The organism is Rhizobium sp. Rhizsp42, assembly GCF_047304155.1.
Lineage (GTDB): Bacteria > Pseudomonadota > Alphaproteobacteria > Rhizobiales > Rhizobiaceae > Rhizobium.
Window position 1 is genome coordinate 67,784 of sequence record NZ_JBGLYS010000018.1, and the last position, 25,960, is coordinate 93,743.

Consider the following 25,960-nt stretch of genomic DNA (forward strand, 5'->3'; position numbering starts at 1 on the left):
GTCTGATCACTGTTAGGTATCCGTCAAGATATGTGGGCACCACGCGCCGGAAAGACAGTGGCCCCTTGCCCGGATTTTCGCCGGACTTTTGAACGAGCGTACCGCTCGCACGAAAAGCCGTAATGACACCGGTGAATAATTCGTTCATAGGTGATGGAAACATGGCTCACGCTGAGGAGGATATTCGATGAAGCTCATGCGCGTTGGAGAGATCGGCCAGGAAAAGCCGGCAATGCTGGATGCGGACGGCAAGATCAGGGATCTGTCCGGTCATGTATCCGATATCGCGGGCGCGTCGATCTCGCCTGAGGGCTTGGCCAAGCTGGCGGCGATCGACCCGAAAACCCTCCCCGAGCTTCAGCCTGGTCGCATCGGCGCCTGCGTCGCCGGCACCGGCAAGTTCATCTGCATCGGCCTCAACTTCTCCGACCACGCCGCCGAGACCGGCGCCGCTGTGCCGCCCGAGCCCGTCATCTTCATGAAGGCGACTTCGGCCATCATCGGCCCGAACGACAACGTTCTCATCCCGCGCGGCTCCGAGAAGACCGATTGGGAAGTCGAGCTTGGCGTCGTCATCGGCAAGACCGCGAAATATGTCAGCGAAGCCGACGCGCTCGATTACGTGGCGGGCTACTGCGTCTCGCACGACGTCTCCGAGCGCGCCTTCCAGACGGAGCGCGCCGGACAGTGGACCAAGGGCAAGTCCTGCGACACCTTCGGCCCGATTGGCCCATGGCTGGTGACCAAGGACGAGATCGCCGATCCGCAGAACCTTGGAATGTGGCTGAAGGTCAATGGCGAAACCATGCAGAACGGTTCGTCGAAGACCATGGTCTATGGCGTCGCCTTCGTCGTTTCCTATCTCAGCCAGTTCATGTCGTTGCATCCGGGCGATGTCATTTCCACCGGCACCCCTCCTGGCGTCGGCATGGGCATGAAGCCGCCGCGTTTCCTGCGCGCAGGCGACGTTGTTGAGCTCGGCATCGAAGGTCTCGGTACACAGAAGCAGACATTTCAGGCCGATATCTAGGCGTTTGACGAGTGTTAAGCATTTGAGCGCAGCATTATGCCGGGGAGGGAATCCCCGGCATTTCTTTATTGCGGTGCGGATCGCTCATGTTGCTGTGCAACAAAAACCTGTTACTGTGCGTTGAGATGCCAGCACATCGTTGGAAAGAGTTCGATGCCTTTCAGCAGGCGTCATCTTCCAGATGAAAGAAAGGTGATGCATCTCATGTTTTACCAGCTTTATGAAATGAATCATGCCGCTATGGCGCCTTACCGCGCCGTGGCCGATATCATGCGGCTTGCCTATGCCAACCCGCTCAATCCGCTGTCCCAAACCCCCTGGGGCCGGACGATGGCCGCGGCACTCGAAATGTTCGAGCGCACGACGCGCCGTTACGGCAAACCGTCCTTCGATCTGCCTGAGACTGTTGTCGGCGACAAGAAGGTCGCCGTCAGGGAAGAGGTCGTCTGGGCACGGCCCTTCTGCAATCTGCTGCATTTCTCGCGCAACCTGCCGGCTGCCCACGCTCCCGACCCGCGCATCCTGATCGTCGCCCCCATGTCTGGGCACTACGCGACGCTGCTGCGCGGTACGGTCGAGGCGCTGCTGCCGAGCGCGGATGTCTACATCACCGATTGGATCGACGCCCGCATGGTGCCGATGACCGACGGGACCTTCGATTTCAACGATTATGTCGATTACGTCATCGAGATGCTGCACTTCCTCGGGCCGGACACGCACGTGATCGCGGTCTGTCAGCCCTCCGTGCCGGTGCTCGCTGCCGCAGCCGTCATGGAAGAGGCCAACGATCCGCTGGCGCCGGCGTCGATGACGCTGATGGGTGGCCCGATCGACACCCGCATCAATCCGACCGCCGTCAACCAGCTGGCCAAGGACAAGCCGCTGGAATGGTTCGCCGAAAACGTGATCATGAACGTTCCCTGGCCGCAGCCGGGCTTCATGCGGCCGGTCTATCCCGGCTTCCTGCAGCTCTCCGGCTTCATGTCGATGAACCTCGACCGGCATCTGGTCGCCCACAAGGAGTTCTTCATGCATCTGGTGAAGAACGATGGCGAGCCCGCCGAGAAGCATCGCGACTTCTACGACGAATATCTCGCGGTTATGGATCTGACCGCCGAGTTCTACCTGCAGACCGTCGATCAAGTCTTTATCAAGCACGCGCTTCCGAAGGGTGAACTCGAACATCGCGGCAAGCTGGTCGACCCCGCGGCGATCCGCAACGTGGCGCTTCTGACTGTCGAAGGCGAGAACGACGACATCTCCGGTGTCGGCCAGACCAAGGCCGCGCAGACCATCTGTACCAACATCCCCGACCACATGCGCATGCACTACCTGCAGCCGGATGTCGGTCACTACGGCGTCTTCAACGGCTCGCGCTTCCGCCGCGAGATCGCGCCGCGCATCATCAACTTCGTCCGCGAGCATGGCCGCGCCGGAAAACCGGCAGTCAAGCGCGTGATCAAGGGCGGCAAATCAACCTGATTTAGCATAATCTGAATTAGCGTTGTGCTTTCAAGGCCTTGTCCGATTTGAGCGGAGATCGTCTTGAAGCGGTGTCAAACGGTAACCACATCGATTTCCAGCGTTCGGCATTTCGCCGGGCGCGAAAATGCGAGGATACCGCACGATGAACCAGTCAGCATTGCTTCGCCCGGATTGGACTCCGGCTACCATTGCCCTGATGATCCTCGGCTTCGTGGTTTTCTGGCCTCTGGGTCTCGCCATGCTCGCCTACATCATCTTCGGGGAGCGTTTGCGCGGCTTCAAGCGCGACGCCAATAGTGCCGCCGATGGATTCTTCGCCGGCTGCCGACGCTCGCATGGCCGCTATCGCCCGCACTTCACCACGGGCAATGTCGCCTTCGACGATTGGCGCAAGGCCGAGCTCGACAGGCTCGAGGAAGAACGCCGCAAGCTCGATGAAATGCGCGAGGACTTCGAAACCTATGTGCGTGAGCTCCGCCGCGCCAAGGACCAGGACGAGTTCGACCGCTACATGCGCGATCGCAAGAACACCAGGCGCGATGATAACGGCCCGGTTGCCGAATACCAGGCGCCGTAACCGCGATCGACATCAAAACATCAGCCGGCACCATCAGGTGCCGGTTTTTCTTTGACCGGAATTGCGACGAATCATATAGAAAATGCCGATGTTCCCGCTCTTGTCCAAGCCACGACGCAGTGTCCGCAAACCGGCTCCGCCGGAGACGCGCACGCTCGACGTTGCGGGACGGCTGATGCCGCTGACGATCAAGCAGCACGAGCGCGCAACACGTATTACGCTGCGCATCGAGCCCGGTGGCCGCGCCTTGAAGATGACGATCCCGAGCGGCTTGGCACGACGCGACGTCGACGCCTTCCTCGACCGGCACCAGGGCTGGCTCATGACCAAGCTCGCGAAATTCTCGACCGACACAGGCCTTCACGATGGCGGCACGATCCTGTTTCGCGGCGTGTCCCACCGCATTCAGCATACCGGCAGCCTGCGTGGACTGACCGAAGCGACCGTCATCGATGGCAAGCCGGTTCTGCGCGTGAGCGGCATGCCGGAGCATCTCGGCCGCCGTATCGCGACGTTTCTCAAGAAGGAAGCGCGCGCCGATCTCGAGCGGCTCGCAAAGTTCCATGCACATTTGATCCGGGCGCCGATCAAGTCGATCTCGATGAAGGACACGCGCAGCCGCTGGGGCTCCTGTTCGGCCGAGGGAAACCTCAGCTTTTCCTGGCGCATCATCATGGCGCCACCCGCTGTCGTCGATTATCTCGCCGCCCACGAAGTCGCGCATCTCAAGGAGATGAACCACGGTCCCCATTTCTGGGCGCTGTGCAAGAAGCTCTGCCCCGGCATGGAAGATGCGAAATCCTGGCTGAAGCGGCACGGCAGCCTGCTGCATGCGATCGACTTCGACTGACAAGCCCCCGTCAACAAACCACCGTCCAAAATATCGCAGCACTCGGAATTGGCTCGACTCACGGCCTTTTTCGTGTCACTTCGCTGCCATGAAACCGGATATCAAAATCTGCGGCCTGAAAACGGCCGAAGCGATCGATCGCGCGGTGACGCGCGGCGCGACCCATATCGGCTTCATCTTCTTTGAAAAGAGCCCGCGCTATATCGAGCCCGACGATGCCGCCAAGCTGGCCGACCGGGTGCGTGGCCGCGCCAAGATCGTTGCCGTCGTGGTCAATCCGACCAATGATGATCTCGACGAGATTGTCGTCACCTTGAGGCCGGATATTCTTCAGCTTCACGGCGACGAAAGCCCCGAGCGCGTTTTGACCATAAAGGCCGTGTACGCTCTGCCTGTTATGAAGGCGTTTTCGATCCGCACCGCCGATGACCTGAAGCGCGTCGAGGCCTATATTGGTATCGCCGATCGTTTCCTCTTCGATGCGAAGCCGCCGAAGGGATCGGAATTGCCCGGCGGCAATGGCGTGTCGTTCGACTGGACGCTGCTCAGCTGGCTTGACGGCACCGTGGATTACATGCTTTCCGGTGGCCTGAACAAGGACAACATCGCCGAAGCCCTTGCCATCACCAAGGCGCCGGGGCTCGATGCGTCCTCGGGCCTGGAAAGCGCGCCCGGCGTGAAAAGCGTCGCACTGATTGATGAGTTTTTCGATGCGGTCGAGCAGGCTTGCCGGCCTGAAATGGCCTCAGGGAGTTGATAGTGAACGAGACCCCAAAACCCAATTCATTCCGTTCCGGTCCCGATGAGGATGGCCGCTTCGGCATTTACGGCGGCCGCTTCGTCGCAGAAACGCTGATGCCGCTGATCCTGGAACTGCAGGACGAGTGGGACAAGGCGAAGACCGACCCGGAATTCCAGGCGGAGTTGAAGCATCTCGGCGCGCATTATATCGGCCGCCCGAGCCCGCTCTATTTCGCCGAGCGCCTGACCGCCGAACTCGGCGGCGCCAAGATCTATTTCAAGCGCGAAGAGCTGAACCACACCGGTTCGCACAAGATCAACAACTGCATCGGCCAGATTCTGCTTGCCAAGCGCATGGGCAAGACCCGCATCATCGCCGAAACCGGTGCCGGCCAGCACGGCGTTGCCTCGGCAACCGTTGCCGCCCGTTTCGGTCTTCCCTGCGTTGTCTACATGGGCGCGACCGATGTCGAGCGCCAGGCGCCGAACGTGTTCCGCATGAAGCTCCTGGGCGCCGAAGTGAAGCCGGTTACCGCCGGCCACGGCACGCTCAAGGACGCCATGAACGAGGCGCTGCGTGACTGGGTCACCAATGTCGACGACACCTATTACCTGATCGGCACGGCCGCTGGCCCACATCCCTATCCCGAGATGGTCCGCGATTTCCAGGCCGTGATCGGCGCCGAAGCCAAGGAGCAGATGCTCGAAGCCGAAGGCCGCCTGCCGGATCTCGTCGTCGCGGCCGTCGGTGGCGGCTCGAACGCGATCGGTATCTTTCATTCGTTCCTGGACGACGCCAGCGTCAAGATCGTCGGCGTCGAAGCCGGCGGCAAGGGTCTTGAGGGCGACGAGCACTGCGCCTCGATCACCGCGGGCTCGCCCGGCGTTCTCCATGGCAACCGCACCTATTTGCTGCAGGATGGCGACGGCCAGATCAAGGAAGGCCATTCGATTTCGGCCGGCCTCGATTATCCTGGCATCGGCCCCGAGCACTCGTATCTGAACGATATCGGCCGCGTCGAATACGTGCCGATCATGGACCACGAAGCGCTAGAAGCCTTCCAGACGCTGACGCGCCTTGAAGGCATCATCCCGGCGCTCGAGCCGTCGCATGCGCTGGCTGAAGTCATCAAGCGCGCGCCGAAGATGGGCAAGGACGAGATCATCCTGATGAACCTGTCCGGTCGCGGCGACAAGGACATCTTCACCGTCGGCAAGATTCTGGGAATGGGTGCATAAGTCATGACCGCACGTATGGACAAACGCTTTGCCGCTCTGAAGGCAGAAGGCCGCCCGGCACTGGTCACCTATTTCATGGGCGGTGATCCCGATTACGACACCTCGCTCGGCATCATGAAGGCGCTGCCGGAAGCGGGCTCCGATATCATCGAGCTCGGCATGCCCTTCTCAGATCCGATGGCCGATGGCCCGGCGATCCAGATGGCCGGACAGCGCGCGCTGAAGGCCGGACAGACGCTGAAGAAGACGCTGCAGCTCGCAGCCGACTTCCGCAAGACCGACAACAAGACGCCGATCGTCCTGATGGGATACTACAACCCGATCTACGTCCACGGCGTCGAACAGTTTCTCGACGACGCGCTGGAAGCGGGCATCGATGGCCTGATCGTCGTCGACCTGCCGCCTGAGATGGATGACGAACTCTGCATCCCGGCACTGCGCAAAGGCATCAATTTCATTCGGCTCGCCACCCCGACCACCGATGAAAAGCGCCTGCCGGTCGTTCTGAAGAACACCTCCGGCTTCGTCTATTATGTATCGATGAACGGCATCACCGGCTCGGCGCTGCCGGATCCGACGCTGGTCGCCGGTGCCGTCAAGCGCATCAAGAACCACACCGATCTGCCTGTCTGCGTCGGCTTCGGCGTCAAGACGGCCGACCATGCGAAGGTTATCGGCGCGTCTGCCGATGGTGTCGTCGTCGGCACGGCAATCGTCAATCAGGTAGCCCTCAGCCTGACCAAGGACGGGAAGGCGACAGCCGATACCGTACAGGCTGTCGCAACGCTCGTTCGCGGGCTGTCATCGGGAACACGTTCGGCGCGCCTTGTTGCTGCCGAATAGTTTTCCCACATTGGCAAGAGTTAATCAGGAGTTTTCGACTTGAACTGGATCACCAACTACGTTCGCCCCCGCATCAATTCCATGCTGGGCCGCCGCGAAGTGCCGGAGAACCTCTGGATCAAGTGCCCGGAAACGGGCGAAATGGTCTTCCATAAGGATCTCGAAGACAACAAGTGGGTCATCCCGGCTTCCGGCTATCACATGAAGATGCCGGCCAAGGCTCGGCTCACCGATCTCTTCGACGACGGCGCCTATGAAGCACTGATCCAGCCGAAGGTCGCCCAGGATCCGCTGAAGTTCCGCGATTCCAAGAAGTATACGGACCGCCTGCGCGATAGCCGCATCAAGACCGACCAGGAAGACACGATCGTTGCCGGCGTCGGCAAGGTTCGCGGTCTGAAGCTCGTCGCCGTCGTGCACGAGTTCAACTTCATGGGCGGCTCGCTCGGCATCGCCGCCGGCGAAGCGATCGTCAAGGCATTCGAGCGCGCCATCGCCGAGAAGTGCCCGCTGGTCATGTTCCCGGCATCGGGCGGCGCCCGCATGCAGGAAGGTATCCTGTCGCTGATGCAGCTGCCGCGCACCACCGTTGCCGTCGACATGCTGAAGGAAGCCGGCCAGCCCTACATCGTCGTGCTGACAAACCCGACGACCGGCGGCGTCACCGCCTCCTACGCCATGCTCGGCGATATCCACATGGCTGAGCCCGGCGCTGAAATCTGCTTCGCCGGCAAGCGCGTCATCGAGCAGACCATCCGCGAAAAGCTGCCGGAAGGCTTCCAGACGTCGGAATACCTGCTCGAGCACGGCATGGTCGACATGGTCGTCAAGCGTCATGACATTCCCGATACGCTCGCGCGTGTCCTGAAGATCCTGACGAAGAAGCCGGCTGCCGTTGCCAACGAAAACAACGGCACGCTTGCGATCGCCGCAAGCGCCTGACCGCAAACATCACAGGCGGGTTGAGCGATGATACCCAGAGGTCAGACCGCGGTGAGCGAAGCAGCACAGGAAATCGACAAGCTCATGGGATTGCACCCCAAGGGCTTCGATCTGTCGCTGGATCGCATTACTCGCCTGCTTGCCGTTCTCGGCGATCCGCAAAAGAAGCTGCCGCCGGTCATCCATGTGGCGGGCACCAACGGCAAGGGCTCCGTCACCGCCTTTTGCCGCGCGCTTCTCGAAGCAGGCGGCTATAGCGCCCACGTCCACACCTCGCCGCATCTCGTCAATTGGCATGAGCGCTATCGCATCGGCGTCGAAGGCGGTCGCGGAAAGCTCGTCGATGACGCGGTCTTCGCCGATGCGCTGCGCCGCGTTGCTGCTGCCAATGCCGGCCAGAAGATCACCGTCTTTGAAATCCTGACGGCGGTCACCTTCATCCTGTTCTCTGAGCATCCAGCCGACGCGGCCATCATCGAAGTCGGCCTTGGCGGCCGTTTCGATGCCACCAATGTCATTTCCGATCCGGCCGTATCGGTCATCATGCCGATCTCGCTCGATCATCAGCCCTATCTTGGCGACAGCGTCGAACTGATCGCCGCCGAAAAGGCAGGCATCATGAAGCGCAAGCGGCCTGTCGTCATCGGCAAGCAGGAATATGATGCGGCGCTTGACGTGCTGATCTCCACCGCCGAGCGTCTCGGTTGCCCGACCGCAGCCTTTGGCCAGGATTTCATGGCGCATGAGGAATACGGCCGGCTTGTCTATCAGGACGAATTCGGCCTCGCCGACCTGCCGCTGCCCAGGCTTCCCGGCCGCCACCAATATGCCAATGCCGCCGCCGCCATCCGCGCCGTCAAGGCCGCAGGCTTCACCGTCACCGAAGCGATGATGGAAAAGGCGATGGCCACGGTCGAATGGCCGGGCCGCCTGCAGAAGCTCAGCGATGGCAATCTGATGGCAAGCGCCCCCTCCGGTGCCGAGATCTGGGTCGATGGCGGCCATAATCCCGGTGCCGGCGAAGTCATCGCCGAAGCCATGGCCAATTTCGAGGAAAAGCAGCCGCGTCCGCTGTTTCTGATCATCGGCATGATCAATACCAAGGACCCGATCGGCTATTTCAACGCCTTCAAGGGCCTGGCGGAAAAGGTCTATTGCGTGCCCATTCGCGGCAGCGACGCGATGATCGACCCCGTCATCCTCGCCAATGCCGCCTATGACGCCGGTCTCGTCGCCGAGCCGATGTCCACGGTCGGCGAAGCGCTGGAAGCGATCCGCGACACCGCCTTCGAGCGCGAACAGCCGCCACGCATTCTGATCGGCGGATCGCTCTATCTGGTTGGCGACGTGCTTGCCGACAATGGCACACCCCCCAAATGAAAAAAGCCCGGTATCGACCGGGCTTTTTTCATTCTGTTGTCCTGAAAAATCAGGCTGCGCTGGAGATCCAGCTCGAAAGAGCGGTCTTGGGAGCAGCGCCAACCTTGATGTCGGCAACTTCGCCGGCCTTGAACATGGCAAGCGTCGGGATCGAGCGCACGCCGAACTGGGCGGCCAGCTCGGGATTTTCGTCGATGTTGAGCTTGGCGACCTTCACCTTGCCCTGGAACTCGACGGCGAGTTCTTCGAGGCTCGGAGCGATCATCTTGCACGGGCCGCACCATTCAGCCCAGAAATCGACAACGACGGGTTCTGCGGATTCCAGAACTTCAGCCTGGAAATTATTGATATCGACTTTCACGGTAGCCATAAGGCCGCTCCTTTAAAGGATTCCTGTTGAAGCACATGTGATGGTGCGCCGGCGGGATTTCAATGACCGGTATTTCACTTTGTTTTGAGCTGTGCAAGCGCCAATGCCATGGCCTCAGGCGTCAGCGTGTGCACGGAGCCGTTCTCGGTATAGACGAGCACGCAATCGATCCGCTTGCCGGGATAGAGCGGCGCCATGATCGTCTGGTAGATGGCAAGCTGCGCCCGATGCGCGAAGGGAATGGCCGCAGCCGTCTCCGGCGGCACGCGATTGGTCTTGTAATCGAGAATGACCACCCGGTCGTCGAGCACCGCCAGCCGGTCGACACGGCCCGAAACGGCATAGTCGCGCCCGTCGAGCGTGAGCGTTCCCATGATCGACACTTCGGCCTGGGCGTGGGCGTCGAAAACCGGCTGCAGATCCGGCACGTCCAATAGTTTCAGAACCGAATCGATCAACCTGTCGCGCTCGTCCTGCGGCCAGAAACGGGCGGCGCGCTCGGCATAGCGCCTGGCCGCGTCCGCGCGTTCCGCCAGCGCTATCTCGGGCAAGGTCTGCAGCATTCGGTGCAAAAGCCGGCCCTTCTGCAGCGCCCGGTCGGATTTCGGCTTGTCGGTAAACAGCGGCGAGGCCACGAGAAGATTGTCTGCCTCCTCGTCGATGATCGTTCCGGCTCCGGAAGGGCTGAGGGGGCGAGGGAGCTTCTTCTGCGGCGGCAGCGGGCGACTGAGGTCGAACGGCAAGGCGTCGCGGGCAGCAGTCTGCTCGACGTGGTCGGCACGCTCGAACATCCGCTCCATCGTCGGCACGCGCCATTCGACACCCTGCCAGTCTCCATCCGGCCCGGAGAAGGTGGCGGTTTCGACATGCGGATGGCTGTCGTCCATCGCGGCCGTGATCATCGCATGCCAGGTGTCGGTGTTGAGCCGCACGCCCCTGTAGCCGCAAACGATCAGCTGATCGGCCGCGCGCGTCATCGCCACGTAGAGAAGCCGGCGATATTCTTCTTCCGCCAGCACCTGAATACGCGCGGCATCGGCCTGCGTCAGCGAATTGCTGAGATCGCCGAGCGGCACCCAAACCGGCAGCGGCGGCCGCTCGCCGCTTTGCTCAAGCAGCCGCAGCTTCGGCATGTGCGAAGACGTGAATGCCTTCGAGCCGCCATCGACCAGAAACACGATCGGCGCCTCAAGCCCCTTCGAGGCGTGCACGGTCATGATCCGGACCTCGTTGCGCCCTTTGTCCTGCTCGCGCTTGACGACGGGGGCCTCAAGCTCGAGCGTCGAGATGAAGGACTGCAGGCCGGGCAGGGCGGCGGTCTCATGGTCGAGCGTGAAGGTGAGAAACTCGTCCAGAATATCGCTCGCCTCGGTGCCCAGCCGCGCGAGGAATTGCCGTCTCCCGCCATGAACACCAAGCACCCGGGCGTAAAAGTCGTGAACCGGAAGGCTCTTTGATTCCTCAAGAAACAGCTGGAGCCGAGTAACGACAGCGCCAAGACGCTCATTGCCATCCGCCGCATAGGCCTGCAGATGCGCCCATACGCTTTGACCGTCGCCACGCAGCGCCGCCACCGCGAAGATGTCGTCTTCGTTGAGATCGAAAAGCGGGCTCTTCATCACGGCGGCCAGCGAGAGGTCGTCTTCCGGCAGAAGCAGGAAGCGACCCAGCGCCACCAGGTCCTGGATCGCGATATGGCTGGTGAGCCGCAACCGGTCGGCGCCGGCAACGGGAATATTACCGCGCCGCTTCAAAGCGCGCGTGAGCGCATTGACGAAGGCGTCACGCTTGCGCACGAGGACCAGAATGTCGCCGGCCTCGATCAGCCGCTCCTTGCCCTTTTCGATGATCGTCTTCTTGCCGACCATCATGTCGATCGTATGCGCCATACGCCGCGCCAGAATGGCCGCCGGTGCGCTTTCCGGCGTCGCGTCGAATGGCGCCGTCCAGTCCTCGTCCTTGATCGCGACCTCAGGCGCGATCATCTCCCATAAGTCGACGGCGCCGGGGTGGCCGATACGATTGGAGCGATGCACCACCGGCTCGCCACCGGCGCTCAGTCCGCGCGCATTGTCTGGCGGCGTGAAGATATGGTCGACGGCAGCAAGCACGTCGGAGGTCGATCGGAAGGAAAGTGGCAGTCGAACCGAGGAGAAATCCCGGCCGCTCTGCGAAACGCGCTGCCGTGTGCGCCGGCTTTCTTCCGAGAAACGTTCGGGCCGCGCGCCCTGAAACGAATAGATCGACTGCTTCTCGTCACCCACCGCAAACAGCGTGCGTACCACGTCGCGCGCGCTCTCGCCGGAGAAGAAATCCTCCGCCAGCGATTGGATCACGCTCCACTGGATCGGGCTGGTATCCTGCGCCTCGTCCACGAGAATGTGGTCGATACCCTGATCCAGCTTGTAGTGGATCCATGGCCCAACATCGCTCTTGTTCAGGAGATCGGCGGTGCGGGTGATCAGATCCTCGAAATCGAGCTGGCTTCGCTGCTTCTTCAGGTCGTCGTAGTCCCGATTGAGCCTGTCGGCGAGCACAAGAGCGGCGCGCGTGGCGTCGAACATCCGCACGATTTTCAGCCGGTCCCGGCAGGCGACCACATGCGCGCGCGCCGCGGCAATGGCATCGGCAATCTCCGGCGCCTGAGCGAGCATCGCCTTCACGGTGAATTGCCCGTCCGCTTTGGGCTCGCCCTTGGCGGTGAGAAAGATCTTTTCCAGTGTCGGAATCCGGCGAAGGATATCCGTTTCCCGCACCACGCTCTTAAGCGCGGAAGCCACTTCCTGCGCCTTGGCGCCGCCCTTGCTGTCCGCGAGCTCCAGATAGAGGCTGAGCGTGCCGCCAGTCAAACCGGGTAGCGGCCAGTATTGCCCGGCGATCGCAAGCTCCGTGTCGCCCTCTGATAGGCCGAGCTCCGCCCGCAAGACATTGTCGAGACCACCATTCTGCTCGGCGGCCTGGGTGAATGCCTTGATCGCATTGCGGTTGGCAACGATCTCACCAAGCAGCGTTTCCAGCCCGGATTCGTCGCCGAGGTTCAGAACATAGGAGAATGCATCCGCCAGCGCCTTGTCTTCCTCGGGCGTCGTCGCCGTCAGCAGCGAGCGCCGCGCGTCGGCAAGCAGTGTCGCGGCTGCCCGGTCGTCGAGCACCGAAAAATGCCCGGCCACGTTCGCTTCCAGCGGAAACTGATGCAGCAGCGCTTCGCAGAAGGCGTGGATGGTCTGGATCTTCAACCCGCCCGGCGTCTCAAGCGCCTTGGCGAAAAGCCTGCGCGCCTCCGCAAGCTTAAGGAAGTCAGGCGGCGTCCCCTCGATCTGGGCAATACGCTTGCTGAGTTCCTCATCCGAGAGCACGGCCCACTCGGCCAGCCGATCGAACACACGGTTCGACATTTCGGAGGCAGCCGCCTTCGTATAGGTCAGGCACAGGATCGCCGAGGGTCGGGCGCCTGATAGCAGCAGCCGGATCACCCGTTGTGTCAGGACGTGCGTCTTTCCCGATCCGGCATTGGCCGAAACCCAGGCCGATCGACGCGGATCGGATGCGATCGATTGCTGCACGGTCGTCCAGCTGGTCCAGTCGTGCGGATCGTCGCCCTCGGGCAGTGCCGTTTCGTCACTCATCATTGCTGGCCTCATCGCTTTCGGCCGTCGACCATTCCGAGACGCGGGCAAGGTGATCGTAATCGCCGCCGAACTCGAATTGCTGCGCGGGAATAAGCCGCGAGGTGAAACCCTTCTCGCCGGATTGCAGCAGCGACACGAATTTCACCAGCTGATCGATGGAATCGCCGGCAAGTTCGATCGCCGACTTCGCCTTGTCGCTGCGCGCCGAGAATTCGTTGTTGACGGTATCGACCTGGAACCGGCTCCCCGGCCGCAGCCTGACATAGAGCAGGTCCTGCGGCACCAGCTTGCCAGTATCCATGAATCCACCGGCCTTGAGCACCTCGGCCTCCAGCGCCAGCTGCGGATCGAGCAGCGCACGCGCCTGCGCGGGCGAGGGGTTGTAGCCGGTCTTGTAGTCGATCAGATCGGCGGAGTGTGGCCCGGTGATATCGATCCGGTCGGCAACGCCGCTGAGCCGGATATCGACCTGATCGAGCTGCATGGCGCCGCGCACTTCAGTGAGTGTCCGCTGAAGCCCCGGCCGCCGCTCCGCTTCCCAGGCGAGAAACGAGCGCGCCACCTCGCGAAAACGCGGCCGCCAGACGGCATCGATATGCGCCGGCAGCTGCTCCATGTCGAACAGCTCCGTAAGGATGCGCTCCATGGCCGCCGTTCCATCGGGCGTGCCGGCGATGTTGCCCTCGCGGATGAACCGGTCGATGATCTTGTGATAGAGCGTCCCGCGCTCGGCAGCCCCAGGGTCGCGGTTGAAGGCATCGACGGCGTCGAGCTTCAAAACGCGGCGCGCATAGATCGCATAGGGGTCGCGCCGCAGCCGGCCAACCTCGCTGAACGAGTAGGATTTCGGCTGCACCTCACGCGGGGGTGTCGGGCTTGGTCGCTGCGCTGGCGCTTGCCGCTGCCCTTCATCGAGCAGGCTGGCCCAATGCACGAATTGCTCCCCCCGATCCTTAAGCGCGGCTTCGAAACTCTTCCCGCAAAAGGCCATCAGCCGCTGCAGCCACCGCGAGGCGACGGTGGGTGTCGAGCCCTTGCGCAGTGCGCGCGTATAGACCAGGTGACGCGTCCCGTTGGCCATCTCGAAGTCATGCGCAAGCTGGCCGATACGGCGCTCGGGTGGCTCAAGGCCGATCTCTGTCTTCATCGACCGCGAGATGAAGGGATTGTTGGCCGTCTGGCCGGGCCACGACCCCTCGTTCAAGCCGCCGAGGATCAGCGTATCGACGCTCTGCAGGCGGGCTTCCAGCGTACCGAAGATGAACAGTCTCGGATGGCTGAGCGCTTGCGGCTTCACGGCCTGTCCGGCCGAAAGCGCCGCCATGATATCGATCCACTGTGCGCCATCCGCCTCGATCTGGCCGTCGGTCCCGATCACCTCGCCAAGCAAGGTCGCCAGCGTGTCGCCCGCCTCGCCGGACCAGAGCCCGGAGAGATCGCCCTTCTCGTCGCGTGCGACCGCCTCGATGGCACGGCCGGTGCGATCGGCCCAGTCGGAGAGCGTGAAGCGTGTGGTCAGGCCGCGGCTCGCGGTGTCGTGGCGCACCAGAGCGGAAGCGAGCGGTTCGGTCGCCTCGCCGACCCGGCGGGCGAGATCGCGCGCCAGATCGATTGCGTGGACGGGAAGGGCCTTGCGCCAATGCGGCGCATGCCGGTCGAGCGCCTGCTCCGAAAGCTGGTGTTCGAGAAGCGGCCCAAGCGCGCTGATATCGACCTCCGCCACGCCGCCGCGCAAGGCCAGCAATTCGAGCGCGGCCACAGCCTCGGAAAGCGCGCCGCGCTCAAGTCCGAAGCGCGCCAGAGGGTGCTTGAGAAGGCTGACGATCGCCACCGGATCGCCCGGCCGCAGCGCCGCTTCGAGCAGGAGCTGCAGCAGGGTTCCCTGTGGCATCGCTGCAAGCGGCGTACCGGCGGAATCGTCGGCGACGATGCCGAAGCGTGACAGCTCCGCCATCACGCGGCGGGCGAGGTTGCGGTCCGGCGTAATCAGCGCCGCGCGGCTTTCGCCATCCTTGCCCGGCTGTTCCAACGCTAGCCGAAGCGCGATAGCGATCGCCGTCGCCTCTTCGCGCTCATTGCCGGCTTGTATCAGCGATACATCGGCAAAGGCCGCCGCGATATCGCTCTCCGAAAGCATTTCCTTCCACCGGCTCCAGTCGCTAGTCGCCTCGGATGGAGACAGCGCATGCGAGAGGATTTGCGCGCGCACAGCAAGCGCGTCGGGCGCGCTAGCAAGTGTCGAAACATCCTCGCGCGTCAGGCTCAGGCGCTTCAGCAGCTGCGCCAAGCCATATTGCGAATGGCTGCGGCTCGCGGCATCGGCCATATCGGGGGCGACCATCCGCCAGTGCTCATCCGGCATGCCGACATCGAGGCCGGGCAGCACGATCACGCCCTCGCGCCGCGCTGCTACAGCCGCGATCAGATCCGCCGTTGCCGGCACCGAACCGGTCGAGCCGGCGATGATGATAGAGCCGCTTTCCGGCATCGTCGCGATGCGGTTGGCTTCGGCTCTCAGGATCGCATTGCGGTGCCGCGCCGGCGAGGATTTGCCGAGCTCGTTCAGACGTTCCGGCCAGAAAGCGCTGGCGATCTGCAGGAACTCCGCCGTCAGCTGCCACCACAGCGCATGATCCCTCGCGCTCAGTGTCGCAAGTTCGCTCCAGTCGCGATCCTCGGTCTCGATGGAATCGATCAGCTCGGCCAGGTTTCTGGCAAGCCAGATCGCGTCCGCCGGGCTTGCGGGCGCGACGAGCGGCGAATCGGAGTGGATGCTGCGCACGATCTCAGGCAGCTTGTTGCGCCAGGCGAGAATGAGCCGCGCCAATTCCAGCAGCCGCGCTGTGTTGGAAAGCGGCTGCGCAAGATCGAGCGTCGCCGGCAGCGCTTCGTCGAAATAGCCACTATCGTCGTCCGTCTCGCCAAGCGGCCGGATGATCGGCAGGATCGCGGAGCGCCCGCCGAGCAGGTCGACGAACTCCGAGCGCAGCACGCGCACCGCGCGCCGCGTCGGCAGATAGATGGTCACCTTGGAGAGCGACAATGGATCGGCGGGGTCGTGGCGAAACAGCGGCGTCAGCCGTCCGTCGCAGAGCGTCTCGGCCAGGGTAGCGAGAAAGGGCAGCCCTGCCGGTATTGTCAGAACCCTGGGCTGGTGCCGCTCGCTCATGGCCTATGCCAACGCCCGGTAACGCCGGATCGTCTCTTCCGCATCGCCGATCGCCTCGGGCGTGCCGACGGTCAGCCAGTGACCCTCGAGTATCATGCCGTAGAGCCGACCGCGCGCGATCGCCTTGTCGAAATAAATGTTGAGATTGAAGGCGTCATCAGGCGCGTCGTCGAGAAACGCCGTCTGCATGGCAATCGCCCCGGCATAGACCACCGGGTCGGGACCATCGGCGCGAACGCGGCTCAGCCGGCCGGCTTCATCGCGGTTGAAATCGTTCTTGCCGTTGTGCCCGGTCGTGTCTTCGAGATTGACGCACAGCATCGCCATGTCCATCCGGTTGGCATCGAAGAATCCGGCTAAGCGCCGCAGATTGCTCGGCCGGTCCGGCCGCTCGCCGATCCAGAAGAGATCGGCATTGGTAACGAATACAGGACCGCGATCGAGCAGCTTCAAGCCCTTCGCCAGGCCGCCACCATTGTTCATCAGCCCGGCGCGCTCGTCGGAGATGATGATCTCGAGCGCCTTGTAGCGGCTGAGATGGTCGAGCATCTGGTCGGCGTGATGGTGAACGTTGACCACCGCCTTCTCAACACCAGCTTCGGCGAGCGAATCCAGCGCATAGTCGATCATCGCCTTGCCGTCGATTTTCACCAGCGGCTTGGGGATCGTATCGGTAATCGGGCGCATGCGGGTGCCGAGACCGGCAGCCAGCACCATGGCTTGTTTGATGGTCATATCGTCCGAAACTTATGATTCGCTGGTGACTATTCCAGTCCTTACGCACCACTCGCGCAAGGGGGCAAGCGTTTCATGCTGAAGCGCCACACTCAAGTAGGAGAGCGTGCGCGGCATGTGCTTCATATAGCCTGGTTTTCCGTCGCGCCGCATCAACCGAACCCACAGCCCGGCCAGCTTGCAGTTGCGCTGCGCCGACATGATCGCCCAGCTTTTCAGGAAGCCTGCCTCGTCGAAGCCGCCCTGCGCGCGGCGCAGCGACAGGTAGTGCTCCATCAGTCGATCGAAGAGATCGGGCTCGATGGTCACGCGCGCATCCTGGGCGATCGAGGCGAGATCGTAGGCCGTCGGCCCTATCATCGCATCCTGGAAGTCGATCAGACCGACCCGCTTTACGCCGGTCTCGTCTTCGCGCCAGATGATGTTGGGTGAATGAAAATCGCGCAGCAGCAGGTTCTTCTCGGCCGCATCGAGCTGGTCGATCAGTGCGTCCCAGATCGCCAGGTATTCGTCGCGCTCCGCGTCGGTCACCGGCGCTCCATCGCGTTTCCACGGCAGATGCCAGTCGAGCACCAGACGCACTTCCATCTTCATGGCGGTGCGGTCGAAATCCGGAATGTGGTGGACGTGGCCGTCGGTGACGCGGATATCCTGCGGGATCGCCTGCGCATGCAGGGCCGCGAGGCATGCGACGCTTTCGAGATAGCGCTCGGCAATCGGCTGGCCGTTCTCGTCGAGAACCCCATCGCTGCCGAGATCTTCGATCAGCAGAATGCCCTGCTCGTAATCGACCTCATGGATCAGCGGCGTCGCGAAGCCGCGTTCGCGCAACACGTCGGCGATGGCGACGAAGGGATAGGCGTTCTCGGCAATATGCGCCACTTTCGGGTAGGGCTTGCCATCGAGCACTGGTGGCCCTTCCGGCAGCGGCGGCCAGTCCATCAGGATGCGGCGCACACCATCGTCGGGATAGATCGCCTCATAGGCCCGTAGCGACGCGTCGCCCGTGAGAAACCGGCGCTTGGCAAGCGGGTATCCGGCTGCCGCGAGAAAGGCGCGAATGGCGAGCACGCGATTGATCCGTGCAGCCTGCTTCTCGGGTGCCGCAATCGTCGCGCGACGGCCCGCGCCCTCATGCGTCAGCGTCAGCACGATCCGGTCATCTGGCAGCTCGCTCTCGGCCATCTCCGGCCATTCCACCAGACAGATGCCGCCCTGCAGCGCCTCGTCAAAGCCGAGCTCGGTCAGTTCGGCGGCATCGCCCAGCCGGTAGAGATCGAAATGCGCGACGGGAATGCGCAGATCGTAGGATTGCACGAGCGTGAAGGTCGGGCTCGGCACTTCGAGCTCCACATCGTCGGCAATCGCGCGGATAAGCGCTCGCGACAGCGAGGACTTGCCGGCACCGAGATCACCCGACAGCGCCAGGCAATCGCCCGGCTTCAGCGCCAGCGCCAGATCTTCGCCGAGACGGTCGGTCGCTGCCTCGTCTTCCAGGAAAAGCGAGATGACAGGCGCGCTCGTCGTCATTCGGCGGCGGCGTAGGAGGGGAGGTTGGCCGAAGGAATCCGGCAAATGACCGTAGTTCCCTTGCCCGGCTGGCTGTCGATGACGACCTGGCCGTTGTGAAGGTTGACGAAACTGTCGACGATCGACAGGCCGAGGCCCGCACCGCCGCGCTTGCCGCTTTTCGCACCCGTCGCGAAGCGGTCGAAGACGGTCGAGATCATCTCCTGCGAGATGCCCGGGCCCTGATCTGTCACGCTGAAGACGAAGTCCGTTCCCTCGCGCTGGCAGGCCAGCGATATCGAGGCGCCCTCCGGCGAGAAATTCGCGGCGTTGGAGAGAAGCTTGACCAGGATCTGCTTCAGGCGCTGCGGATCGGCGATGATCGATCCGAGTCGTGCCGGCGCGGTGATCTCCAGCGTCACGCCGCTTTCCTGCAGCCGGTCGGCAATCTGGATCGAGACGTCGTCGAGCAGGTCGCCGAGGTCGATCTCCGAATAGTTCAGCCGCATAATGCCGGCATCGACCGTCGCGAGGTCGAGAATGTCGTTCACCAGCGTCAGCAGCACCGACGAGGACGTGGAGATATGGTCGATATACTCCGCCTGCCGCTCATTCAGATCGCCAAGTCCCGGCGTGCGCAACAGGTCGGTAAAGCCGATGATGTTGGTCAGCGGCGAGCGCAGCTCGTAGGAGACGTGCTGGACGAAATCGTTCTTCAGCTCGTCTGCCTTGCGCAGCGCGTCGTTCTTTTCCGTCAGCGCCCGTTCGGCGCGAACGCTATCCGTCATGTTGACGAAGGTCAGCATCGTCTGCGCGTTCGGCAGCGGGATGACGGCGTAGTCGAGCACGAGGCCGGAGAACAGCTCCAGCGTTCCCTGGCTCGAGCGACGCTCGTCGTCGAAGCTGGTGATCAGCTCGGCGAAGGTCTTCCAACCATCGGGCTTGTCGTAGGATGGGGCGCAGGCATCGCCCAGCGCCCGGATATGCGTACCCGGCTTGGCTTCCGCCTCGGTAATGCCCCAGAGCGCGCGGAATGCGGGGTTCGACAGCTGAATGCGCCCGTCGGGGCCGAACACCGCCACGCCTTCGGACAGGTGGTCGATCGTTTCGCCCTGAACCTTCACCAGCGTGTTGTAGCGCGTCTCAAGATCGACCTGTTCGGTCAGGTTCTCGAACACCCAGGTGGCGCCGCCTTGGGGATGCGCGGTCGCGAAGACGCGCAGCGTCTGGCCGTTCGGCAGGTGCCAGAGGTCGGATTGTGTATCGAGCGCGCGGTAAACCGAAAGCGCGGTCTCTTTCCAGGTCTTCCAGTTCAGCTGGTCCGGCAGCTTCTTGGCGGCGCGCAGGCGCTCCAGAAGCTCGGCATTGTCAGGCTTGCTCTCAAGGAATGCGATATCGAGCTGCCACAACGTCACGAAAGCCTGGTTGTAGAACTGCAGGCGCTGGTCGCCGTCGAAGATAGCGACCGGGGTCGCCAGGTGGTCGAGCGTCTCGGCGTGGCTCTTCAGCGTCCGCTCCAGCTCGGCGCGAACGGTCTCGACGCCAGAGACGTCGACCGCGATGCCGGCCGAACCGCTCGGAACCTTCACATCGACAACGTCGAGGAAGGTGCGGTTGCCGTGAATGACGGTCGAGATTTTGTCGTGGAACGGCGATTCCGGCGTGGCGACGGCGCGGATGCGCTCGCGCGCAATGGTCGTCAGGATTTCACGGCCCTCGGAGATCGCCTCGTCGGGTGATGCGGCGTCGACGGCCGCACCATAGGCGTGGTTCACCCAGGTAAGCCGGCCCTTGGTGTCGCGCTGCCATGCGGGCAGGTCGATGGAATCAAGCAGGCCCTGAAACGCCGAGATGGACGACATTAGCCGGTCGCGCTCGATCTTCAGTTCGGCGAGCTCGGCGCGCAGATTGTTGAGCGCCACGAAGCGAACGAAGGCGCGGCCGCCGGAAACCCGGCCTTGTGCTTCCAGCACTTCTTCGCGGTGGGTCTCGACGACGATGTCGAAGCTCTTGGCCGACTGCCGCAAGCCGTCGATGGCGCGGTCGAGTTCCGATGCCGAGCGTGGCTTCAGCCAGAGGCCGAACGCCAGAAATTCATTGTCCTGCGGTGCGCCGGTCTCGGCCGGCAGCTGTCCCAGCAGCTCGGGGCGTTCATCGCCGTCCCAGATCACGATGCGGCGGTTCTTGTCGGCGATCAGCGCCTGGTATTGCGAAATGCGCTGCTGCGCATCCGATAGCGCGGAGCGGATCTCGCGGCCTTCGCTCTCGAGATTGCCGCGCTGGCGCACGACCCAGAGCGTGGAAAGAAGGGCTGCCGAGATCACGCCGATCACGACGGAGAAGCCGACGACCTGCGTGGAGGTGAAAAGATGCGGAGACGTGGCAGCCTCTGCCGCCGCCTGTGCGAAAACCGGCTGGGCGATCGACGCCATTGCAGTCCCCGCGGCAAAGATCCTTGCCACCTGAGCCAACAAGCCTGATCGCTGTGTCGACGCCTTGCGGACATCGACCGGTTTTCCATTGCCCGGGTGAGCAGTGCAGCAAGACGGGTAAACGCCGTCTTCTGCCTGTTTGACCAGGCGGTGCATCATTTCCGACATGCGCGGTATGTCTCCGTCCTTTTGTGCCGCATTACGACAAGACATCCCATTTTCGAAGCAAACGGACGCGTCCGTCTCCACGAATCGAGTGTTAAAACAATACTTCGGATAGGAATCGTCGGGAAGATGTGTGCCAAAAAATAAGGGTGCGGCATTTGTCAATGCCGCACCCTCTAGATGTTGTGGATATCAGATCCGCTATTAGTATCTGTAGTGGTCAGCCTTGAACGGACCCTGCGGCGTGACGCCGATGTAGGATGCCTGTTCTTCCGAAAGCTGCGTCAGCTTGACGCCGAGCTTGGCGAGATGCAGGCGCGCGACCTTCTCGTCGAGGTGCTTCGGCAGGATGTAGACCTGGTTCTGGTACTGGCCTGGCTTGGTGAAGAGTTCGATCTGCGCCAGCGTCTGGTTCGTGAACGAAGCCGACATGACGAAGGACGGATGGCCCGTTGCGTTGCCGAGGTTCAGCAGGCGGCCTTCCGAGAGCAGGATGATGCGGTTGCCCTTCGGGAATTCGATCAGGTCGACCTGCGGCTTGATGTTGGTCCACTTCAGGTTACGCAGGGCGGCAACTTCGATTTCGTTGTCGAAGTGGCCGATGTTGCCGACGATCGCCATGTCCTTCATCGCGCGCATGTGGTCGATGCGGATGACGTCCTTGTTGCCGGTCGTGGTGATGAAGATGTCGGCGGTGGAGACGACGTCTTCGAGCGTGACGACTTCGAAGCCGTCCATGGCAGCCTGCAGTGCGCAGATCGGGTCGACTTCCGTGACCTTGACGCGTGCGCCGGCGCCGAGCAGCGAAGCGGCCGAGCCCTTGCCGACGTCGCCGTAACCGCAGACGACGGCAACCTTGCCGGCCATCATCACGTCGGTGCCGCGGCGGATGCCGTCAACCAGCGATTCCTTGCAGCCGTACTTGTTGTCGAACTTCGACTTGGTGACGCTATCGTTGACGTTGATCGCAGGGAAGGGCAGCAGGCCCTTCTGGGAGAGCTGGTACAGGCGGTTAACACCCGTGGTGGTTTCTTCGGTGACCCCCTTGATCGCGTCGCGCTGCTTGGTGAACCAGCCAGGCGTTGCGGCGAGGCGCTTCTTGATCTGTGCGAAGAGAATCTCTTCTTCTTCCGAGTGCGGGTTCGACAGCACGTCTTCGCCGGCTTCGGCGCGGGCGCCGAGCAGGATGTACATGGTGGCGTCGCCGCCGTCATCGAGGATCATGTTGGAGAGGCCACCGTCAGCCCACTGGAAGATCTGGTCGGTGTAGACCCAGTAGTCGTGCAGCGACTCGCCCTTGACGGCGAAGACAGGAACACCCGAAGCAGCGATGGCGGCAGCGGCGTGGTCCTGCGTCGAGAAGATGTTGCACGATGCCCAGCGCACTTCGGCGCCGAGAGCGACCAGCGTCTCGATGAGCACGGCCGTCTGGATCGTCATGTGCAGCGAACCGGTGATGCGCGCGCCCTTGAGCGGCTTCGATGCGCCGAACTCTTCGCGGCAGGACATCAGGCCCGGCATTTCGGTTTCAGCGATCGTGATTTCCTTGCGGCCAAAGTCTGCGAGGCCGATATCGGCGACGACGTAATCTTTTTCAGTGCTCATTGGGTTCTCCATGCTGAACGCGTCTCAGATGCGAAGGCGCGAAACGAGGTCGCGCGACGAAAAGCTCCGCGCAGGCGCGGTCATGCCAGCCGTTTAGCAGGCTTCTATGACGAAGGCAATAATGATATAAAGAAGTCTTTATATGTTTATATGGTCCGGCGGACCGTTACATATCTTCGCCGAACTTGTTCTGGATCAGCTGGTCCAGCGCGTCGAGCGCCTGTTCGGCCTGGTTGCCGCTGGCAGAGACCAAGACGCTGGAGCCAGGGCTCGCGGCCAGCATCATCAGTCCCATGATCGAGTTGCCGCCAACGGTCATCCCATCCTTCGACACGGTGATCGAAGCGTCGAAGGTTTCGACCGTCTGCACGAATTTCGCCGAAGCGCGGGCATGCAGGCCACGCTTGTTGATGATGAGAATTTCGCGGGAGAGCTGGACGGTCATCTGGGGCTCGTTACTTGCCGCTCAAGACGCGGCTGGCGACATTGATGTATTTGCGGCCGGCTTCGGATGCTTCGGCGAGCGCCTTTTCCATGTTGTCTTCGCCGCGCACGCCGGCGAGCTTGATCAGCATTGGCAGGTTCATGCCGGCGATCACTTCGGTATGTCCGCTGCTCATCACGGAGATCGCCAGATTGGAAGGGGTACCACCGAACATGTCGGTCAGGATGACCACGCCATGGCCGTCATCGGCGTTTGCAACAGCGCCCAGAATGTCCTGGCGTCGCTGATCCATGTCGTCTTCGGGGCCGATACAGACCGTCTCGATGAATTTCTGAGGACCGACAACATGTTCGACCGCATGACGAAACTCTTCAGCCAGCTTGCCGTGAGTGACAAGCACAAGTCCGATCATGATACTACTGCTCCCAATGGCGTATGCAAACGGTAGGCCCAATATCGCAATGCAGCAATCGCGTCCACCGTGGGGGCACATCTTGGCTATGAAAAGCCGAATGGCAAGACAAAAATGCACGGTTTCGCGCGCCAGCTGCCGGTTTCGTGGGCATTAGCGCCCTATTTCAGGTGCTTTGGCCATCAATACCGCCAGCGGAAGCGGCACATTAGCCAGCAACCGAATGACGGGCAGCGTAATACCCTGCGAAACCACGGTCGTCTCACCCTCCGGCGGCACCCGATCTACTCCCGTAGCGTGCCCGGGAAGAACCGCATAATGCATGGGCGCCTCCTGGATAAAGGGGATGTGGACGATGCCGGTGCCGCGCAGCTCGATCATCCCTTGTATGGCCGGCGGGCAGGTCGCGATCGCCATTTTGTCCCGTGCCGAGATCATCACCTGATCGTCGGCGACCAGCGCCGCATCGATCCCGATCCGATGCGCCTCTGTAAGGCACGCAAAGGCGAGCATCGATTTGCCCCAGCCCGATGGCCCCATGAAGAGAAGCCCGGTCTTGCCGACGACGATCGCCGTCGCGTGAATATTGACCGGGGCCGCGGTCATGCGTTGGGATCTGCTGGAAGCGCAAGCGTGAAGCGGGCGCCGACCACCTCTTCGGTCTCGGCGTCGATGATGTTTTCGGCCCGCAGTGAGCCGCCATGCGCTTCGGCGATCTGCCGGCTGATGGAAAGGCCGAGGCCGGAATTCTGGCCAAAGCCTTCGGACTCCGGCCGGTCGGTATAAAAGCGCTCGAAGATGCGGTCGATATTTTCCGCCTGAATGCCGGGGCCGTTATCCTCGATATAGACGATGCAGCGCGAGCGGGTACGCACCAGACGAACGGTAATTTTTCCGTCTTGGTCGGAGACGAAGGAGCGTGCGTTCTCGATCAGGTTGGTCACGATCTGGCCGATGCGCAGGTCGTGGCCGTTGACCAGGAAGCGCGTCTTCACGCCGGGCTTGCGCTCGATCGCGAACTCGATCTGCACTTCCTTCTTGCGGTTGCGGATCTGCCGCGAGATTTCCACGAGGTCGCGAAGCAGAACTTCCAGATCCACCGATCCCGCATCGACGCGCGCAAGCTCGGCATCGAGGCGCGAGGCATCGGAGATATCGCTGATCAGGCGGTCGAGGCGGCGCACATCGTGCTGGATCACATCCATCAGCCGCTTCTTGGAATCGTCCGATTTCGCCAGCGGCAGCGTCTCGACGGCGCTGCGCAGCGAGGTAAGCGGGTTCTTCAGCTCATGACTGACATCGGCCGCGAAACTCTCGATCGCATCGATCCGGTCGTAGAGCGCTGTCGTCATGTCACGCAGCGCGATGGAGAGGTTGCCGATTTCGTCCTGGCGAACCGAGAAATCTGGGATTTCTTCACGCTCCTTGGAGCCGCGACGCACGCGGATCGCCGCGGCCGAGAGACGGCGCAGCGGATTGGCGATCGTCGACGACAGCACCAGCGACAGCAGCACGTTGACCAGTGTCGCCACGCCGAAGACGCGCATGATGCCGAGACGCTCGGCATGAACGATGTTGTCGATGTCGCCGGCCTGCGTCGATAGCAGCAGCACGCCCAGAACCGCACGAAAACGCTGGATCGGCACCGCGACGGAGACAATCAGCTCGCCCTTCTCCGTGGTGCGGACGACGGCGCCGCGCACACCGGTCAGCGCGTTCATGACTTCAGGATAAATCGAGCCGTCGCCGCCGGGTGCTTCCTTGTAAAGCGGCAGGTTGCCCGGCTGCAGAACCTTGTTGAAGATCGTCGTGAACCACTCGCCCCAGGTCTGCTCTTCGTCGGCGACAGGCGGCAGGTCGAAGCGCAGCACCTGACCGCGCGAGTAGAGATGGCGCGAATCGAGCAGCAGGTTCGCATCGGCATCGAAGATGCGCGCGCGTGTGCGGGTCGGAGAGATTAGGCGGCGCAGAACCGGCGCGACCTTTTCCGGATCGATCGGGAATTCCAGGTCCTCGTCATTCGGAACCGGCGTGATGCTCTGGCCGGCCTGCAGTTCCAAGAGCTTTTCGGGATCGATGGTGATCGAGTTGGTATCGACCGAGGCCGAAGCCGAGACCGCGCCGGCGATGATCTCGCCCTGCGTCAAAAGGCTCTCGACGCGGGCGTCGATCAGCCCCTCGCGAAACTGATTGAGATAGAGAATACCGCCGACGAGAACGACCAGTGCCGCGAGATTGAAGAAGAGAATGCGGCGCGTCAGGCTGGAAAAGACGGCGTTGCCGAAGATACGGCGAATGATCGTGAAGGGATGCGACCAGCGTCGTCCTCTGACGCGTCGGCCTACGCCGTCTGCGTCATCCAGATCCTTCTCCTGCACCAACTGTGCCAACGACAGCCCTTT

General features: G+C 62.3%; 20 protein-coding genes. 9 read left to right on the forward strand and 11 right to left on the reverse strand.

Annotated elements, in window-relative coordinates; genetic code table 11:
* Positions 1 to 187 precede the first annotated feature (187 nt).
* The 9 genes from ACCD05_RS18045 to ACCD05_RS18085 all read left to right on the forward strand — a co-directional run bounded on the left by ACCD05_RS18045 (position 188) and on the right by ACCD05_RS18085 (position 9,087).
* Complete coding sequence (locus tag ACCD05_RS18045; protein ID WP_413394377.1) at positions 188 to 1,030, forward strand: fumarylacetoacetate hydrolase family protein; 843 nt, start codon at positions 188 to 190, stop codon at positions 1,028 to 1,030.
* 204 nt (positions 1,031 to 1,234) lie between these two features.
* On the forward strand, positions 1,235 to 2,512 hold the full coding sequence (locus ACCD05_RS18050) for a polyhydroxyalkanoate depolymerase (protein ID WP_413394379.1): 1,278 nt from the start codon (positions 1,235 to 1,237) through the stop codon (positions 2,510 to 2,512).
* A gap of 145 nt (positions 2,513 to 2,657) precedes the next feature.
* Positions 2,658 to 3,092 carry a DUF2852 domain-containing protein gene (locus tag ACCD05_RS18055; RefSeq protein WP_112942608.1) on the forward strand — a complete coding sequence of 145 codons (435 nt, stop codon included), beginning with the start codon at positions 2,658 to 2,660 and terminating at the stop codon, positions 3,090 to 3,092.
* 88 nt (positions 3,093 to 3,180) lie between these two features.
* The gene (locus tag ACCD05_RS18060) at positions 3,181 to 3,942 is read left to right on the forward strand and encodes a M48 family metallopeptidase (protein WP_413394381.1); all 762 of its coding nucleotides are present in this window, start codon (positions 3,181 to 3,183) and stop codon (positions 3,940 to 3,942) included.
* 88 nt (positions 3,943 to 4,030) lie between these two features.
* Positions 4,031 to 4,699: a phosphoribosylanthranilate isomerase gene (locus tag ACCD05_RS18065; RefSeq protein WP_413394383.1), complete on the forward strand. Its 669-nt coding sequence runs from the start codon at positions 4,031 to 4,033 to the stop codon at positions 4,697 to 4,699.
* Between the two features lie 2 nt (positions 4,700 to 4,701).
* Positions 4,702 to 5,922 (forward strand): tryptophan synthase subunit beta, encoded by a 1,221-nt coding sequence (trpB, locus tag ACCD05_RS18070; RefSeq protein WP_413394385.1) that lies wholly within the window; start codon positions 4,702 to 4,704, stop codon positions 5,920 to 5,922.
* 3 nt (positions 5,923 to 5,925) lie between these two features.
* Positions 5,926 to 6,765, forward strand: a complete 840-nt coding sequence (trpA, locus tag ACCD05_RS18075) for a tryptophan synthase subunit alpha (protein WP_413394387.1) — start codon at positions 5,926 to 5,928, stop codon at positions 6,763 to 6,765.
* A gap of 39 nt (positions 6,766 to 6,804) precedes the next feature.
* Positions 6,805 to 7,707: an acetyl-CoA carboxylase, carboxyltransferase subunit beta gene (accD, locus tag ACCD05_RS18080; protein WP_112436382.1), complete on the forward strand. Its 903-nt coding sequence runs from the start codon at positions 6,805 to 6,807 to the stop codon at positions 7,705 to 7,707.
* Between the two features lie 27 nt (positions 7,708 to 7,734).
* Positions 7,735 to 9,087 carry a bifunctional folylpolyglutamate synthase/dihydrofolate synthase gene (locus ACCD05_RS18085; RefSeq protein WP_113199365.1) on the forward strand — a complete coding sequence of 451 codons (1,353 nt, stop codon included), beginning with the start codon at positions 7,735 to 7,737 and terminating at the stop codon, positions 9,085 to 9,087.
* A 49-nt stretch (positions 9,088 to 9,136) separates the two neighbouring features.
* Here the strand turns inward: ACCD05_RS18085 and trxA are convergent, their stop codons facing one another.
* From trxA to ACCD05_RS18140, 11 genes are all read right to left on the reverse strand, one after another.
* Positions 9,137 to 9,457 (reverse strand): thioredoxin, encoded by a 321-nt coding sequence (trxA, locus tag ACCD05_RS18090; protein ID WP_018901140.1) that lies wholly within the window; start codon positions 9,455 to 9,457, stop codon positions 9,137 to 9,139.
* Positions 9,458 to 9,531: 74 nt separating this feature from the next.
* Positions 9,532 to 13,083 carry a double-strand break repair helicase AddA gene (addA, locus tag ACCD05_RS18095; RefSeq protein WP_413394427.1) on the reverse strand — a complete coding sequence of 1,184 codons (3,552 nt, stop codon included), beginning with the start codon at positions 13,081 to 13,083 and terminating at the stop codon, positions 9,532 to 9,534.
* Positions 13,076 to 16,255, reverse strand: coding sequence for a double-strand break repair protein AddB (addB, locus tag ACCD05_RS18100; protein WP_413394390.1), 3,180 nt, complete (start codon positions 16,253 to 16,255; stop codon positions 13,076 to 13,078). Before addB ends, addA begins: the two co-directional genes overlap by 8 nt.
* A gap of 3 nt (positions 16,256 to 16,258) precedes the next feature.
* Positions 16,259 to 16,990: a nucleotidyltransferase family protein gene (locus ACCD05_RS18105; protein ID WP_413394392.1), complete on the reverse strand. Its 732-nt coding sequence runs from the start codon at positions 16,988 to 16,990 to the stop codon at positions 16,259 to 16,261.
* Between the two features lie 12 nt (positions 16,991 to 17,002).
* Positions 17,003 to 18,520 (reverse strand): tRNA (adenosine(37)-N6)-threonylcarbamoyltransferase complex ATPase subunit type 1 TsaE, encoded by a 1,518-nt coding sequence (gene tsaE / locus ACCD05_RS18110; RefSeq protein ID WP_413394394.1) that lies wholly within the window; start codon positions 18,518 to 18,520, stop codon positions 17,003 to 17,005.
* A complete protein-coding gene (locus tag ACCD05_RS18115) occupies positions 18,517 to 20,931 on the reverse strand; it encodes an ATP-binding protein (protein WP_413394396.1) in 2,415 nt (804 codons plus the stop codon). Before ACCD05_RS18115 ends, tsaE begins: the two co-directional genes overlap by 4 nt.
* 369 nt (positions 20,932 to 21,300) lie before the next feature.
* A complete protein-coding gene (ahcY, locus tag ACCD05_RS18120; RefSeq protein WP_018901146.1) occupies positions 21,301 to 22,701 on the reverse strand; it encodes an adenosylhomocysteinase in 1,401 nt (466 codons plus the stop codon).
* 166 nt (positions 22,702 to 22,867) lie between these two features.
* A complete protein-coding gene (locus ACCD05_RS18125) occupies positions 22,868 to 23,146 on the reverse strand; it encodes an HPr family phosphocarrier protein (RefSeq protein WP_018901147.1) in 279 nt (92 codons plus the stop codon).
* Between the two features lie 10 nt (positions 23,147 to 23,156).
* The gene (locus ACCD05_RS18130) at positions 23,157 to 23,558 is read right to left on the reverse strand and encodes a PTS sugar transporter subunit IIA (protein WP_018901148.1); all 402 of its coding nucleotides are present in this window, start codon (positions 23,556 to 23,558) and stop codon (positions 23,157 to 23,159) included.
* Positions 23,559 to 23,711: 153 nt separating this feature from the next.
* Positions 23,712 to 24,164 carry an HPr kinase/phosphorylase gene (locus ACCD05_RS18135; protein ID WP_413394399.1) on the reverse strand — a complete coding sequence of 151 codons (453 nt, stop codon included), beginning with the start codon at positions 24,162 to 24,164 and terminating at the stop codon, positions 23,712 to 23,714.
* Positions 24,161 to 25,948: a sensor histidine kinase gene (locus ACCD05_RS18140; protein ID WP_026283476.1), complete on the reverse strand. Its 1,788-nt coding sequence runs from the start codon at positions 25,946 to 25,948 to the stop codon at positions 24,161 to 24,163. The genes ACCD05_RS18135 and ACCD05_RS18140 overlap by 4 nt, the downstream gene beginning before the upstream one ends.
* Between the last annotated feature and the right edge of the window lie 12 nt (positions 25,949 to 25,960).

What these genes read in the sequence shown, in the direction of transcription:
- ACCD05_RS18045 (WP_413394377.1), top strand. Translation starts at nt 188, where the DNA reads ATGAAGCTCATGCGCGTTGGAGAGATCGGCCAGGAAAAGCCGGCAATG.
- ACCD05_RS18050 (WP_413394379.1), top strand. Translation starts at nt 1,235, where the DNA reads ATGTTTTACCAGCTTTATGAAATGAATCATGCCGCTATGGCGCCTTAC.
- ACCD05_RS18055 (WP_112942608.1), top strand. Translation starts at nt 2,658, where the DNA reads ATGAACCAGTCAGCATTGCTTCGCCCGGATTGGACTCCGGCTACCATT.
- ACCD05_RS18060 (WP_413394381.1), top strand. Translation starts at nt 3,181, where the DNA reads ATGTTCCCGCTCTTGTCCAAGCCACGACGCAGTGTCCGCAAACCGGCT.
- ACCD05_RS18065 (WP_413394383.1), top strand. Translation starts at nt 4,031, where the DNA reads ATGAAACCGGATATCAAAATCTGCGGCCTGAAAACGGCCGAAGCGATC.
- trpA (WP_413394387.1), top strand. Translation starts at nt 5,926, where the DNA reads ATGACCGCACGTATGGACAAACGCTTTGCCGCTCTGAAGGCAGAAGGC.
- ACCD05_RS18085 (WP_113199365.1), top strand. Translation starts at nt 7,735, where the DNA reads ATGATACCCAGAGGTCAGACCGCGGTGAGCGAAGCAGCACAGGAAATC.
- trxA (WP_018901140.1), bottom strand. Translation starts at nt 9,457, where the DNA reads ATGGCTACCGTGAAAGTCGATATCAATAATTTCCAGGCTGAAGTTCTG.
- addA (WP_413394427.1), bottom strand. Translation starts at nt 13,083, where the DNA reads ATGAGTGACGAAACGGCACTGCCCGAGGGCGACGATCCGCACGACTGG.
- addB (WP_413394390.1), bottom strand. Translation starts at nt 16,255, where the DNA reads ATGAGCGAGCGGCACCAGCCCAGGGTTCTGACAATACCGGCAGGGCTG.
- ACCD05_RS18105 (WP_413394392.1), bottom strand. Translation starts at nt 16,990, where the DNA reads ATGACCATCAAACAAGCCATGGTGCTGGCTGCCGGTCTCGGCACCCGC.
- tsaE (WP_413394394.1), bottom strand. Translation starts at nt 18,520, where the DNA reads ATGACGACGAGCGCGCCTGTCATCTCGCTTTTCCTGGAAGACGAGGCA.
- ACCD05_RS18115 (WP_413394396.1), bottom strand. Translation starts at nt 20,931, where the DNA reads ATGGCGTCGATCGCCCAGCCGGTTTTCGCACAGGCGGCGGCAGAGGCT.
- ahcY (WP_018901146.1), bottom strand. Translation starts at nt 22,701, where the DNA reads ATGAGCACTGAAAAAGATTACGTCGTCGCCGATATCGGCCTCGCAGAC.
- ACCD05_RS18125 (WP_018901147.1), bottom strand. Translation starts at nt 23,146, where the DNA reads ATGACCGTCCAGCTCTCCCGCGAAATTCTCATCATCAACAAGCGTGGC.
- ACCD05_RS18130 (WP_018901148.1), bottom strand. Translation starts at nt 23,558, where the DNA reads ATGATCGGACTTGTGCTTGTCACTCACGGCAAGCTGGCTGAAGAGTTT.
- ACCD05_RS18135 (WP_413394399.1), bottom strand. Translation starts at nt 24,164, where the DNA reads ATGACCGCGGCCCCGGTCAATATTCACGCGACGGCGATCGTCGTCGGC.